Source organism: Paenibacillus azoreducens, assembly GCF_021654775.1.
GTDB lineage: Bacteria > Bacillota > Bacilli > Paenibacillales > Paenibacillaceae > Paenibacillus_AQ > Paenibacillus_AQ azoreducens.
In genome coordinates, this window is record NZ_AP025343.1 from 6420171 (window position 1) to 6433976 (window position 13806).

General features: G+C 45.5%; 12 protein-coding genes and 2 pseudogenes. 10 read left to right on the forward strand and 4 right to left on the reverse strand.

All coding sequences use genetic code 11. The annotated features are described in order from the left end of the window. Positions 1–23: 23 nt before the first annotated feature. Positions 24–1196 carry a glycoside hydrolase family 130 protein gene (locus L6442_RS28650; protein WP_212981438.1) on the forward strand — a complete coding sequence of 391 codons (1173 nt, stop codon included), beginning with the start codon at positions 24–26 and terminating at the stop codon, positions 1194–1196. 82 nt (positions 1197–1278) lie between these two features. On the opposite strand, the gene L6442_RS28655 is transcribed toward L6442_RS28650, so the two are convergent. Both L6442_RS28655 and L6442_RS28660 read right to left on the reverse strand, forming a co-directional pair. Then, a complete protein-coding gene (locus L6442_RS28655) occupies positions 1279–4995 on the reverse strand; it encodes a cellulase family glycosylhydrolase (protein WP_212981437.1) in 3717 nt (1238 codons plus the stop codon). Positions 4996–5457: 462 nt separating this feature from the next. Next, positions 5458–6519: a LacI family DNA-binding transcriptional regulator gene (locus L6442_RS28660; RefSeq protein WP_237100117.1), complete on the reverse strand. Its 1062-nt coding sequence runs from the start codon at positions 6517–6519 to the stop codon at positions 5458–5460. Between the two features lie 487 nt (positions 6520–7006). Between L6442_RS28660 and L6442_RS28665 the strand changes: the two genes are divergently transcribed. The 6 genes from L6442_RS28665 to L6442_RS28690 all read left to right on the forward strand — a co-directional run bounded on the left by L6442_RS28665 (position 7007) and on the right by L6442_RS28690 (position 9079). Further along, a complete protein-coding gene (locus L6442_RS28665) occupies positions 7007–7588 on the forward strand; it encodes a hypothetical protein (RefSeq protein WP_237100118.1) in 582 nt (193 codons plus the stop codon). Positions 7589–7986: 398 nt separating this feature from the next. Then, positions 7987–8091, forward strand: coding sequence for a HAMP domain-containing protein (locus L6442_RS33005; protein ID WP_237100428.1), 105 nt, complete (start codon positions 7987–7989; stop codon positions 8089–8091). After that, the gene (locus L6442_RS28675; RefSeq protein WP_212981435.1) at positions 8076–8474 is read left to right on the forward strand and encodes a sensor histidine kinase; all 399 of its coding nucleotides are present in this window, start codon (positions 8076–8078) and stop codon (positions 8472–8474) included. Before L6442_RS33005 ends, L6442_RS28675 begins: the two co-directional genes overlap by 16 nt. Before the next feature lie 2 nt (positions 8475–8476). After that, the gene (locus L6442_RS28680) at positions 8477–8758 is read left to right on the forward strand and encodes a sensor histidine kinase (RefSeq protein WP_212981434.1); all 282 of its coding nucleotides are present in this window, start codon (positions 8477–8479) and stop codon (positions 8756–8758) included. Next, positions 8751–8903, forward strand: coding sequence for a response regulator (locus L6442_RS28685; protein ID WP_212981433.1), 153 nt, complete (start codon positions 8751–8753; stop codon positions 8901–8903). The genes L6442_RS28680 and L6442_RS28685 overlap by 8 nt, the downstream gene beginning before the upstream one ends. Then, entirely contained in the window at positions 8870–9079 is a 210-nt protein-coding gene (locus L6442_RS28690) for a response regulator (RefSeq protein WP_212981432.1), read from the forward strand. The genes L6442_RS28685 and L6442_RS28690 overlap by 34 nt, the downstream gene beginning before the upstream one ends. 108 nt (positions 9080–9187) lie before the next feature. Here L6442_RS28690 and L6442_RS33250 read toward each other — a convergent pair. Together L6442_RS33250 and L6442_RS28705 are read right to left on the reverse strand one after the other, a co-directional pair. After that, positions 9188–10166, reverse strand: a pseudogene (locus L6442_RS33250) (IS110 family RNA-guided transposase); the annotation flags it as partial. Between the two features lie 8 nt (positions 10167–10174). Continuing rightward, positions 10175–10345, reverse strand: a pseudogene (locus L6442_RS28705) (transposase); the annotation flags it as partial. 292 nt (positions 10346–10637) lie between these two features. Between L6442_RS28705 and L6442_RS28710 the strand changes: the two are divergent. From L6442_RS28710 to L6442_RS28720, 3 genes are all read left to right on the forward strand, one after another. After that, a complete protein-coding gene (locus L6442_RS28710; protein ID WP_212981431.1) occupies positions 10638–11960 on the forward strand; it encodes an ABC transporter substrate-binding protein in 1323 nt (440 codons plus the stop codon). A 107-nt stretch (positions 11961–12067) separates the two neighbouring features. After that, entirely contained in the window at positions 12068–12964 is an 897-nt protein-coding gene (locus tag L6442_RS28715) for a carbohydrate ABC transporter permease (RefSeq protein ID WP_212981430.1), read from the forward strand. Then, positions 12961–13794, forward strand: a complete 834-nt coding sequence (locus tag L6442_RS28720) for a carbohydrate ABC transporter permease (RefSeq protein WP_110933889.1) — start codon at positions 12961–12963, stop codon at positions 13792–13794. The genes L6442_RS28715 and L6442_RS28720 overlap by 4 nt, the downstream gene beginning before the upstream one ends. Positions 13795–13806 lie beyond the last annotated feature (12 nt).

The window sequence follows — 13806 nt, forward strand, 5'->3', positions numbered from 1 at the left end:
ACATCATCTTTGGAGGGATAAAAATGAGTGTTTTCGAAGAAAGAAAGAAGAAATTGACGGAGCGTTACGAGTCACTGGTTGCACGCCGCAATGAAGCAGTATCCTACGGAAATGGTATTTTTGAACGCTACAAATACCCGGTATTGACGGCTGAACACGCTCCGCTAATCTGGAAATATGATTTTAATCCGGAAACGAATCCGTACTTTATGGAACGCCTGGGGGTCAACTGTGTTTTTAACCCAGGGGCTATTCAACTGAACGGAAAATTTTATCTTGTAGCCCGTGTAGAAGGTGCTGACCGCAAATCGTTTTTTGCAGTCGCCGAAAGCGACAACGGTGTAGACGGATTCCGCTTCTGGGATCATCCTGTCATCCTCCCTGAAACGGATGTGCCTGACACCAATGTTTACGACATGAGACTTGTCAAGCATGAAGACGGATGGATCTACGGGTTGTTCTGCACGGAGCGCAAAGACCCCGACGCCCCTCGCGGCGACCTCTCTAGCGCCATCGCTCAATGTGGGATTGCGCGAACCAAGGATTTGGTAACCTGGGAGCGCCTAGCGGATTTGAAAACCGCTTCGGCGCAGCAGCGGAACGTCGTTCTACATCCGGAATTCATCGATGGTAAATATGCCTTCTATACACGTCCGCAGGACGGATTCATCGACACCGGCTCCGGCGGCGGCATCGGCTGGGGGTTGTCCGAATCGATCGAAAATGCCGCGATCGAGAAAGAAATCATCATCGATGAGCGTTATTATCATACGATAAAAGAAGTGAAAAATGGCCAAGGTCCTGCGCCGATCAAAACCGAACGCGGCTGGCTTCATATTGCGCACGGAGTCCGTAATACAGCGGCTGGCCTCAGATATGTATTGTATGCCTTTCTTTCCGATCTGGAGAAGCCGTACGAAGTAACCCATCGCCCCGGCGGCCACCTGATCGCTCCGGAAGGCGAGGAACGTATCGGGGACGTATCGAACGTTGTGTTCTGCAACGGGATCATCGCTACGGAGCAAGGCGATGTATACATTTATTACGCTTCCTCCGATACCCGGATTCATGTTGCGACAACAACAGTGGATCGCTTGCTGGATTATGTGATCAACACGCCGGAAGATCCTCTTCGCTCTTTCGCTTGCGTAGAGCAAAGAATCGCCCTGATTGACCGCAATTTAGCCCTGAAATAACCGTTCATTCCGTAAAAGTCCCGATATCCGCAAGCGCGGATTCGGGACTTTTTCATTAAGAACCAATTACGGTTATTACTTGTTAGAAATTAACCTGAAAATCCGTTATATTTAGAATCCCCTCCGTTATACTTGAACCGCTCTCAGCATAAACCTTGAATTCAATAGCCCGAACATCTTTAACGTTGGAAAGAGGTGCTTGATTTACCCAGTCCGTAGCTTTGGACTTCCAAATCGGCGCTTTAAATTGATATTCCACTGCTATGGATCCTCCTGGATTAATGATCCGTTCTGGGGAGGGATCCGTGGCGATCTGACCTCCGGTTTCTTCCCAAGTCCAATCAGTCCCGGTTCGAAGCACTAATGAAACATGAATTGGGCTTGATCCCATATTAGTCAATGTGCAGGAAACGCTTTCATATGAAGACCAGTCAGCTCCCTGCCCCAACCCTGGCTTGGTTTCGGTAGCAACACCGGCTGAAATACTATCACTTATTCTAGATGAATAATTTACATAGATCGTTTCACCATTAAGACCACTCGATAGGTTTCCAGTAAATGCAGACTCGATAAAATTCCACGGGTAATAACTTGCGGTTTTGGGACGATTCATCTCCGCTATTTCCGAGGCATATGCATCCGCAGGTAAATCAAAGCTTAGTGAATGAAGTTCAATGCTCCCCTCCAGGTTGCCTCCTCCGCCTTGTACTCTCAAAATTACCCGGTTTACTTCTTTATTCGTAAGTCCTGATAAGGGAACGGAGGCCATCAGAGTTGTTTTGGGAGGTATTTGTAAATATTTCCCCAGTTCCACCCACTTCCACTCTCCATCCTTAACGATTGGCTGCAATTGAACTTCAACGGAGTTTGGATTGGTCACAATCAAATTCATGACATCAAAAGAATTCCAACTTGCTGATGGGACGAGATCAACTTGGAAACTAGGGTAATTTTCTTGTTGGAGGTTAAAGTTCATTTTCAGTCCTCCATTTTCTAATGAAGCAAGTTGTGCCACCGTTGGCGTCAACGGTTTATCCGCTCCATTAATACCGACATACCAGTCCGTATATTCATCAATCACTCCAGGATCGATGGTTCCAATTTGGCCTGGATCCCCTGTAGTTACCGTTACTGCATTGCTAGGTTCAGAAAGGTTCCCCGCATCATCATACGCCTTTACTATAAAGGTATATGCAGTATTTCCCTCAAGCCCTGAGGCATTGTAACTTGTTGTTTTACTTGTGCCAATCAATATATTATCTATATAAATATTGTAACCGGCGACACCAACATCATCCGTTGAGGCTGTCCATGACAGGCTCGCTGTTTTAAGCGCTGGCACAGCAACCAAATTCCCTGGAGCAGTCGGCGCCGTTTTGTCATTGCTGTCAGCTGTTCTCACACTTGCCTCGTTACTGAAGTCCGATAAATTCCCCGCCTTATCCACTGCTCTAACACCAAAAGCATAGGTCGTATTTGCCTTTAAACCGGTGACAATATAACTGGTGGTCGGGCTGATGTCCACCAATACTCCGTCCTTATACACATTGTAACCAACTACACCGACGTTGTCGGTGGATTCATCCCACACAAGCGAAACGGAAGAGTAAGAGGTGGATGTTCCGCTCAGATTTGTCGGTTTCGAAGGTGGCTCTTTGTCGGTCGAACCTGGATCAGTAAAAACGGAACAAAGCTGAGATGTCGCTTTAATCCCATGCGGACCATTAATAATGATATCGCCCTGCTCCGTGTAGCTGCTTCCAGTCCAGTCCTTAGCCATGTCTAAGTATTCTAACCCGGAACCGTTGCCTTTCCAAGACCAGCCTAGATAACCGACTCCCTTTTCCTGACTATAGCTCATGATGGTTGCCTCATCGACATCGCCGTTTGTATGCTTAATCCCGAATTCACCGATCACGAGGGCCAAGTTTTTATTTAGCACCTGATCGATATTGCTTTTAATTGTTGCGGAGTCTCCCCCGGCATACTCGTACATATGGATCGAAAACATCGTATTTTTTAGCGAATCGGAATTGAACACCTCTGTCCCATAGTCAATAATAGATTGCGGATATTGCCCCCATCCTGCACTATCCACCATAATCGTATTTTTGATTCCGGCATTACGGAGCTTGGGAATAACCGCAGTATACCCAGCAGCCCATTCTCTGCCATCCCATGTGCCGAACCATTCGTTGGCAATATTGAGGATAACGGTCTTTTCCTTACCAATTAATGCACTCTTCATTTCAATCCAGTAATTTGCAATATTGTCCAGTACGGCCTTACTATCGGATCCCGTTCCGTCATGAACTTCCAAAACGGCTATCAGCTTGTTCCGCTCGCATAATGTAATAATATCCTGGATCGAAGAAAGGCTATCCTTCGTCCATTGTTGTCCGTCGGAAAGCACAATTCTCACCGTATTTGCTCCAGTTGCAGCGATTGCTGGAATGGCAACGGATAATTGATCTTTATACCATGAATGCGCATGATTGATCCCTCTCATGACAAAGGGATTCCCGTTAGCATCATACAGCGTCGTACCTTTAATGTAAAACCCATCCTGTGAGGATGCGGCCGGATTTGTTTTTACAGTCAATACATTGCTTTGTTCCGAAATATTCCCGGCAGTATCTTTAGCTTTGACTGTAAAGCTGTATGTCGTATCCGGTGTCAGAGCGGTTGCCGTATAGCTGTTAGTTGCACTGGAACCGATCAAAGCCGTTCCAACGTAGACATCATACCCCGCCACCCCGATATTATCTGTAGATTCAGTCCAAACAAGACTAACTGTTGTATCTGTCTTCGAAATGCTGGCTAAATTTGTTGGCGCTGTAGGAGGTTCTTTATCCGAAATAGGGTCAGGGTCATCCGTGACAAGGGTAAGTTTCCACTGCTGCTGCTCGTTCCCGTTGTCCGTCCACAGTTGTACATTTGTACCATCATGCGTGTAGCCTCCTGTCACATCCAATGCTTTACCGCTGGACTGAGAGATCAACTTATGATATCCGCTTCCGACATCGATGATTTTCCATTTTTGATTAGGTTGGCCGTTATCTGTCCATTGCTGCACATTGGCGCCATCATGCGTGTAGCCTCCTGCGACATCCAATGCTTTACCGCTGGATTGGGCGATCAACTTATAGTAGCCTTCTCCGACATCAATCACCTTCCAATATTGATTAGGTTTTCCATTATCGGTCCACTGCTGCACGTTTGCACCATCGGAAACAGCCCCATCAGCGACTTCTAAGTTTTTCCCGCTATGTCTCGCAGTTAGTTTATAGACCTCCCCCGATACGATATCATTATCTGGAGTTTCATGCCCTCCTGCTGCGAGCACTTGAAAATCCCAAATTGAGTATCCCCATTCAGTCCCCCTCTGAGTACCGTACATTTTTACGTACCTCGCAGTCTTTGCATCAAAAGATATCCTATCAATTCCGCCGTTTCCGCTTGTAGTACCATAAACTGTATCCCAAGTTTTGTTGTCCAGAGATGTTTGAATTTCATAAGACTTCCCGTACGCTGCCTCCCAGCAGAGCACAACTTCATCGATCTCCATAACTGATCCTAAATCAACACTAATCCATTGCTGGTCAGTGTATTCTGAAGACCATCTCGTCGAAGAATTTCCATCGAACGCCATTGCCGGACTCTTGTCTGAATCCTCGAACGAGCTTGCTTCTGCTGGTTTGTTCAAGGCTACATTTATTTTTGTAGCGCTTACAATTTCGGTAGGCAAAATACTCAACATTAATCCTAAAGCAAGGATGCATGCCAAAATCTTCTTCATTATCAAACCTCCTGTACCTTTTTCAATACTCCGATTCAACTTACATTCCACTTCGTAGTCACTTTCCGTAGAAGGTTCACATCATATTTTCGACCTCATTTCTATTTGTTATTTAAAATACAATCATAATTTACATTTTGTTATCATGATTGTCAATTATTAATGCTAAATTTATGATAATAACATTAAAGAAGATGGATTAAAGACTTTAAGCACCAATAATCCTTATTATGAAATATGATGATTAACGATACTATTATGTAAGACAAAACATCATTTCGTCTAACTATCAGTTCTTTGGATTTGTATAACATTGAATCTACAACCATGAACGTTTTCCCAAAAAAACAGCGGTATCTCCCCCTGCGATACGGAGAAAGACCGCTGTTAAATTCCTCTTTATTAAATGTCCATTCAGCGAGGATAAGGCCAGCTCCATGTAAAGCTGCCCTCATTTTCTTTCTATATCCTCGAGATTGAGGCAGTTGAATCGCGATGTACAAGCTCTGCAGCCACCAGAATTTTCTCAAGCGCTTGATCTGGATATGATATCCGCTCGATCAGCTTTTGGACAGCTCTTCGGCCCATTGCTTCCTTCGAAACATGGACTGTTGTGAGCGTCGGTTCGCTTCGGGAAGCATCATCGATATTATCAAAGCCAGTTACCGAAATTTCATAGGGAACGTCGATTTCGTTATTTTTGAGCACCTCCAGCACCCGAAGTGCAATCGAATCGTTTGCGCATACAAGCGCAGTAGGCATTTGGTGCGCTTTCTTGTGAGCCAAAATCCAAGCTTCGAAATCCGGCACAAATTGCCCAGTATCCACGCCTCTAAGCATAAGCATCGGATCATTAAGGCTTGGCGTTTCAAGCCCGTTTTCCTCCAATACCGTCCGAAAACCGTACCATCTGTCACGAAAGCTGCGACTGAATTCAACATTCCCGAGAAATTGGATGCGTGTATGTCCGAGACCAATTAAATGGTTGCACAGACGAGCAACACTATCTCCATTGTTGGCAAATACCGTATCCGTAGGGATCAGACTGTCCTCATGATCCACAAGCACCATGGGGATTCCGAGACGATGGACTTCCAGCAGCAAAGAGCTATCAATTTGTCCCACTCCAATCATCCCTAGAATTCCTTCAGGATTCAGGACATTAATGAAATGATCCACCCTGGATTCAGAGACAATGACCATACCAAGCCCCTTGGCTTCTAATCTCTCAGAAATTCCTTCCAAAATCTTTCCCCAATATAAGGAATCTTTTGTCTGAAAACGGGTATTTGGCATCAATATAATGACTGATTTTTCCCTGGGTGTAAAGGAGGAGTTTTTCGTGAGAGGCTGATTTTTCATATAGGTGTTCTTTTTGGAAAAATAACCTAACTGGGAGGCTGCCTGAATTACCCGGTTTCTTGTGGATTCACTGACGCCTCCCTTTCCAGAAAGGGCCTTGGAGACGACAAATTTAGAGACGCCCAAATAGTCTGCGATTTGCTGCATCGTCACTTTTTTCAAATTGTTAATCCCCCCCAAAACCATCACAGTTTAAACTATATGCTTGTCCATTATAACAAAAATGTCCTCGAGGCTGGAACAAAATTTACTGTATTCATGAAATTATTCGTTAGTCGGACCCAATAGGAAGTTATGCCTTTTCGGGATAACCGTTACGTTGTTTCGCTTACCGTAATCCTTCTTGGACTTGATCAAGTAGCTCCCGGCTACAAATCGCTCATACTCAAGTACTACTTCAAAATTCCCCCGATATTACAGTTGAGATACTTCGCATCACTTCCCCTTTGTTAGTTCATTCTTCACGTAGAGGAACTGCTTCGATTTCTCGTTGTCCATACAACCTCGACAGTAAGACGCAAATCGATCAAACTAATAATCCTCAGCTCGAAAAAAAGATTCATTAAATTGCTCCAAGAAGATTCGATATGATAGATATAAACTTGGCATGCAGCTTTTATCCACAGCCATTTTGAAGGAAGTGTTTTGAATGATGAAGCCAAAAAGGTTTGTCAGCATTCAGTCCAAAATGATCCCCTTCTCCATCTCTTTAATTTTTGTTGTGCTGCTTAGTTTCGGTACGATCATCTATCAAAAAACAAAGGATATCGTAAAAGATAAAGTAAGCATATCGAATATCAACACCATCACCCAAATCGGATCGAACTTCGACATCATTACGCAGGATATCCATGACTTCTCCCTATTCCTCATCCAAAATGAAGACGTCTGTCGGTACTTGAAGCTTAGCGAGTCCGCAAATCCCAATGAGGTATACCGACTTCAATCGAATCTCCAAGATGCGTTGCTTAATCTGATCAGTTCGAAAATATACATCGACAACATTTATATCCAAGGTTTCAACCAAATGTACATCAGCATGACGCCAAAAGGAACCCCGGTCAAGAATGAACGGATTCCGATGCTAGTCGCATTGAAAGGGAAAGACGAGTGGTTCTTCATCAATTGTCCGGCAACAACCGGCTCACCCGGAAATACATTTCCATGGAGCACTCCATCAACGATATCGACAACGCCTCCCATATGCTCGGCGTTCTCAAAATCGAAGTAGGCGAAAACATTCTTTCGTCGATTTTTCAGGAAAGATTGAGCAACACCCAAGGCCACTACTACCTGATCGATAGAAATAATCAGATCATTTCAGCCTTGGACGGCTTCATCGGGATTCAGATGGACGCTGACTTCATTGACAAATATCCGCTTAGGGAGCAACGAGGTTCTTTTACCGCGACATATAATGCAAGAAATTACCAGGGAACTTATTACAAACTGCCTCAGGAAGAATGGCTGCTGTTGGGATTGGAACCGTTGGATGTCATGTTGCAGGGAAATACCGCCATCCGCAACGTGTTGCTGATTGCCGTTATCGTAATCGTTCTCATTTTCTTGATCGCGATCACCCTTTTTTCCGCCCGGATATTGGGCCCTCTCGGCAAGCTACGTTCATTGATGCGAAAAATCGAGAACGAGGATTTTAACGTGCAATTTCCCGTGAAGGGGAACGATGAAATTGCTCTGCTGGGCCAAAGCTTAAACAATTGTCCGTCCGCTTAAGGGAACTGATCCATCAAGTCTACACGTTCTGGCTCAGGCAAAAGGAAGCCGAGCTAAAAGCGTTGCAGGCGCAAATCAATCCCCATTTTCTTTACAATACGCTTGATATGATTTACTGGACGGCACGGAGAGAAAAGGCGTTTGACACGAACAAGCTGGTTGAGGTAACCTCGAAGCTATTTCGGATCAGCCTGACCTCCGGCCAGGAAATCACCACGGTTTCCAATGAGATCGAGCACCTCCGGAATTATATCGTCATTCAGCGAAAACGGTATGAAAACTTGATCGATTTCCGATTGGACATCGACGATTCCGTGCTCACCCAGCCAACCGTCAAGCTGATTCACACCCCCTGGTCGAAAACGCAATCTATCACGGGATAGAAATGGCGGGAGGGAAAGGCGACATACATATCCGCGTATATTCCGATGAGGCTCATCTGATTTATGAGGTTCATGATAACGGAGCCGGATTGGATCCCAAAGAGATGCAGCGGTTGATGATCAATCCGGAGAAGGAAAACCGCGGTTCCGGGGTCAAAAACGTGAACGATCGTATCAAACTTTACTTTGGCAACGAATACGGCCTATTCTTCGAATGGAATCCGGAACAGGGGACAACCGTAACAGCAAACCAACCGAAGAACGAGAAGATGCAACATGATTAAATTGATGATTGTCGACGATGAACCCCTGATCCGCAATAGGATTATTTCGTCCATTGATTGGTCCGAGCATGGTATCGAGATCATCGGCGAAGCGATGAATGGCAAGATGCCATGGAGAAGACGGCCTCCTATCTCCGGCAGATAAACAGCGAGATCAAAATTGCGATTTTAACCGGTTATGAAGATTTTGATTATGCACGAAGCTTTGAAATTGGGCGTGTCCAACAATTTACTGAAATCCGTTGGATCGAGGTCATAGTGGGGCTGCGCAGGCAGATCGAGCAGGAGATAGCCCCGGTTCAGCAAGCCAAAACCAGCTAATGTTTGTCATCCCTTTGATGGTTTGTTTTTAACATAGTTACTGGTATACTATTTTTAGCATAACAAAGAAGCCTCCGTTAGTGCGGAAACCCTTGGTTAAATATGTAGTTAAGCTTTGTAGGGCTCTCCCTTTACCAGGATAGCATAGACGTGATGTAAAAGCTTGTTGGCGCAAGCGATTACGACCACCTTGTAAGGCTTGCCCTCTTTCCTTTTTTTCTCGTAATACGACTTGAGTCGCTCGTTAACGCCCTTCCTAAGCCCACATTGCACGGCAAGGTACAGTGCTCTACGTAAGTCTACATAAGCGCTTAGAGCCTCTCTTGGAGATGCGGTTGCTACTAGCCGTAAACTTCCCCGAGCTGTGGACACCCGGATCCAACCCCGCATACGCCACAAGTTTTTTCGGGTCCTCAAATTGAGTTGTATTACCAATTTCTTACACCATCGCCGTGGCCAGTTTGTCTCCCACACCAGGAATCGATTTCAACAGTTCTACTTCCGGCAGCGTCAACGCGGTCTCTTCAATGGCCATTTCAAGCTGTTTCTTGTTGGGTTAGCACGATTTCCACCATGCACAGCAATGCCGTCCGCTGAGCATTACTTGTTTTGCTATGAGACGATAATGCTTGGATTTGCTCTAGTTTTGTTCGAGTCCATGCTGCTCCGAGGGAAGATCCTGCTGTCTTCCGGACTATTTCCTCGGTGACGGTGTTGCCTCTTAGCATAGAGCGTAGAACATGCAAGGATGTCGTAGAAAACAGATTGTAGAATACTTTCTCATAGGTGGGACATACCTGCTCCAACAAGGCTCTTGCGTTCAACTTGGCCTGCACATGCAAGGACGTCATAAATTCATGCTGGCGTGTCAGGTGTTGCAATTCGATCAGTTCCTCCGCCCATGTTCGATGTGGCTTCACATCCCCACGGTAAAACATTTCAGCCAAATGCCAGGCATCCACCGCATCTGTTCTTCACCTTCCGCAGTTGGACACCTTTAGCACGTTTTGATTGCAAAGGGTTCACAATGTAGTGGCGATACCCTTCGCGTTCCAAGTACGCAGGCTAGACTGTGATGGTAATGTCCCCCCTCTGCCTCAAAACACCTTCTCGACAGTGGCCATCGGCACCTCGGGGTGATGGACTTCTTAAATCCTTGGCATATGGTCGTAAATCTAAGAAGCTGAAAAAGATAGGTAGACGTTCTTTAGATTCAAGTTTTTGCAATTCCTCAAAGGAAAATAGACTTTCTTGGAGAATATACAAGTGATTTCACTTCCTTGGTTGTTTTCGGGTTTGATAACTTGATTCTCTAAGTCAGGGTGAAGTTCCCTTTTTATGCTTAAAAATCCTTATCTAGCAAGGGCTCAAATTAATGCAAAATGCTCATTTTATTCACAAAACAAAATCCCCCCCTTATTAAAAACTGATCATCTCATGCCAATAATAAGCCAATTCAAGACAATAAATAACAACTCAGTACATTTCAACCTAAATAACGAAGCGATACAATTTAACTGTAAGCGCTATCAAATTACGAATAAGGGGCGATAATGGGATGAAAAAGAAAGGTTTATTAATCGCATTCATGATGGTATTCGCACTAACCGCGGCACTAACAGGCTGCAGCGGAGGCAAAAGTGGAAATGGCGGAAATGCCGCACCAAACAACGGTTCGACCAATAAGGCTGAATCAAATTCAGCCGGCAATTACACCTCCGCAAAGCTTAGCGGAAAGGTTACCTTCCTTACCAACCGGACGGACATGATCGGCAAGGAATACGATGACTACGTCAAACGCTTTAATGAGAAATACCCTGACATCCAAATCGAGTTCGAGGCGAGCCAGACGGATTACAACCAGCAAATCAAAGTACGTATGGCCAGCGGAGAGCTTCCTGATCTCATGTTCATCCCGGATATTCCGAACTCCGACCTGCCAAAATACTTTGCACCGCTCGATGATCTGGATTTAAGCGCTGAAGTAACCTTTAAGGACTTCAAATCTTTTGATGGCAAGCTATACGGAATCACGACAGGTAACTCGACTTCTGGAATCATTTATAACAAACAAGCTTTTGCCGATGCCGGGATCACTGAGATTCCAAAAACATGGGATGAATTCCTCGAGGCCTGCGAGAAACTGAAGCAAAACGGTGTTATTCCACTCTCTTCCAATTTTAAAGATAAATGGCCACTGGGCAGTTGGGTGTTCGATATGCCAAGAGTGATCGAGAACAATAAGGACTTCCCGAACGCCAGATTGAATATGGATGAGCCATTTACGATGGACAACGGATATGGCAAAGCGATGTCTCTGCTGAGAACTCTGGCTGAGAAGGGCTATCTGGAGAAGGATATCAATTCCACCAACTGGGAGCAATCCAAGAAAGACGTAGCAAACGGGAAAATGGGCATGTACTTCCTAGGCAACTGGGTCATCAATCAAGTCATTGGCGTTGGGGCCGAATCGGACGACATCGGATTCTTCCCTCTTCCCTTCGACAACTCCGGCGAAATCAGAGCAGCCTTTAATCCGGACTTTTTTTATGCCGTAAGCAAAGATAGCAAAAATCTAGAAGCGACCAAAGCATTCTTGACCTGGATGCTGGAAGATTCAGGGTATGAAGATTTCGCCGGATTCATCTCTCCGCTGGAGGGCCGCGAATCCAAGCTGACACAGCTCGCAGAGTTCCAGGCCACCGGGGTAGAGCTTCAGGAAGGCACGCCGGATGATCCGAAGGTCATCGAAATTTCCAACAAAGCTCAAATCGATTTACCGGCAATCGCCCAGGAATTCGTATTGGCGAAAGACCCCCAAAGCGTGTTAGATAAATGGAATAAAGCGTGGGCCAAAGCAAAACAGGATCTCGGATATTAATTTATTAGTCAATTAGCAGAACCTTGTACATCTCGCAAAATGGGTTATCGGCTCGGCGATAATCCATTTTGCTGTCAATTCAGCGGATAGAAAGAAGGGATTCGAGAATGTTTGGAACCTTATCATATAAAACGCAGAAAAACATTATCATCTTTTCCTTTTTGCTAATACCGGTCGCCCTCCTGCTGCTCTTCACCTATTATCCGGCGCTCAAGCTGGTTTGGTTCAGCTTCACCGATTGGGACGGCTATAGCCTGGAGAAGCCCTGGGTAGGGCTGGATAATTATAAAGAAGTGTTCTCCAATCCAGATATTTTCGGCGTGTTTACCCATAACTTCGCTTATTTTGTCATGGGAGTCGTCCAAAATATCGTGGCCATTTATTTCGCCGTCCTCTTAAACGGGAGGCTGCGGGGAAGAAACGTATTTCGGCTGCTTCTGTTTCTTCCTTATATCATGAACGGTGTCGCGGTCGCCTTCATGTTCGGCTACGTGTTTGATACGACACAAGGCTCGCTCAACCTGCTGCTGCAGAGCATCGGACTAACAAAGCTGGGCGAAACGAGCTGGCTCGGCACGCCTGGCCTGGTCAACTACTCCCTGGCTTCAACTGGCTTGTGGCGGTTCATGGGCTATAACATGGTCATTTACATCGCATCCCTGCAAGCAATCCCGCGAGATATTTATGAAGCAGCAAAAATTGACGGGGCCAATGCCTGGCAGACCTTCTGGCGAATTACACTGCCGAACATGAAGCCGGTTATCCAGCTCAATTTGTTCCTTACCGTCACCGGTGCGCTGGAAGTATTCGATCTGCCGTTTGTACTCACCAAGGGCGGCCCGGCCGGAGCTTCTCAAACCTACGTACAGCGTGTGGTAGAGACCGCATTTGCCTATAGCCATTATGGCCTAGCCTCGGCCATGAGCATCATTCTGTTGTTTTTTGTCATCCTTGTCGTAGGCCTGCAGCAATTCGTTCTTAGCAGAGGAGGTAACAGCAAATGAATACCAAAAAATTTAGCGGACTGGACATCATCAAATACCTCTCCCTGTTGATCGGAGTATTCGTTGTCCTGTTTCCTCCTTACGTCATTATCGTAAACTCATTTAAGTCCAGCGATGAATTCAATACAGCCAGTACGATGGCGCTGCCTAACAGCTTTTTTAACTTTGATAATTTCAAGGTCGTTTTCGAGCGGGGCGGACTTCTAAATGGCTTTAGCAACACGTTGATTATTATTTGCGTTGCACTCGTTTTTAACATCATATTCGGCACGATGGTTGCTTACGTACTGGGCAGATTTTCGTTTAAATTGAAAAAAGCCGTATTCGGAGCCTACCTTTTCGCTACAGTTATTCCGAGCATCACGACCCAGGTTGCCACGTTCGGAATAATCAAGCAGCTTGGACTATACAATACGCTGGGGGCACCGATTATTCTCTATATTGGCGCCGACGTTATTCAAATTATTCTATACTTGCAATTCATCCGCAACATTCCAGTCGATCTCGATGAGAACGCCATGGCAGAAGGAGCCACTTTATTCCGTATTTACCGCTCGATTATTTTTCCTTTGCTGACTCCAGCCACGGCTACGCTCGTCATTCTGAAGTCGATCAGCATCTACAATGATATGTACACCCCGTATCTCTATATGCCAAAGCAGAGTCTTGGCGTAGTCACCACGGTGCTCATGCGCTTCCAAGGGGTCAACATCGCAGATTGGAACCTGATCAGTGCAGCTATATTATTGATTTTGCTGCCAACCGTCATCTTATACTTTGTACTGCAGAAATACATTTTTGAAGGCGTAACGAGCGGCGCAGTTAAATAACCGGCAATCCAC